This window comes from Vibrio sp. 2132-1, assembly GCF_033344315.1.
Genome location: NZ_JAWPON010000680.1, coordinates 1 through 562, shown reverse-complemented (window position 1 = coordinate 562; position 562 = coordinate 1). Strand labels below are relative to the sequence as shown.

The following is a 562-nucleotide window of genomic DNA, read 5'->3' as shown; positions in this document are numbered from 1 at the left end:
GTCGGTGCGGGCATGACGGTGCAAGGTACTCAAAGCGATGGTGCGGTCGGTGTTGTTGGTCGTATTGTGCTTGCCGTAGGCTTTTTGTTTCTGCTTTACATGTTGGCAGGGTGGTTTAGTAACGTCATCACCGAATCGTTGACGGGCAAATACAGCGCGCAGATCACTCGATCATTTCGTCAGGGGATGAGTTGGTTCATCTTTTCAGAAGTGATGTTCTTTGGCGCGTTTTTCGGAGCGCTGTTTTACGCCAGAATGGTGTCTGTCCCTTGGTTAGGAGGGGCTGATAATAACCTCATGACCAATGAAGTATTGTGGCCAAGCTTTGAAGCTATGTGGCCGCTCACGACAACGCCAAGTGGGGAAAGCACCCAAGCGATGCCTTGGCAAGGTATTCCGCTCACTAACACCATTATTTTGCTTCTCTCTTCTATCACGTTACACATGGCACACATCAGTTTGGAGAAAAACCGACGCACAGCGTTAGTCGTGTGGCTTGAAATCACCATCGTGTTGGCGGGCTTTTTCTTGTTCTATCAAGCCAAAGAGTACATTCACGCTT

The 562-nt window shown here is 49.1% G+C and carries 1 protein-coding gene; it reads left to right on the top strand.

Annotated features, from left to right (window positions below; all coding sequences use genetic code 11):
* Nucleotides 1-562: cytochrome c oxidase subunit 3 (locus R8N47_RS27360; RefSeq protein ID WP_318186384.1), on the top strand; the 562-nt coding region annotated here is incomplete at both ends.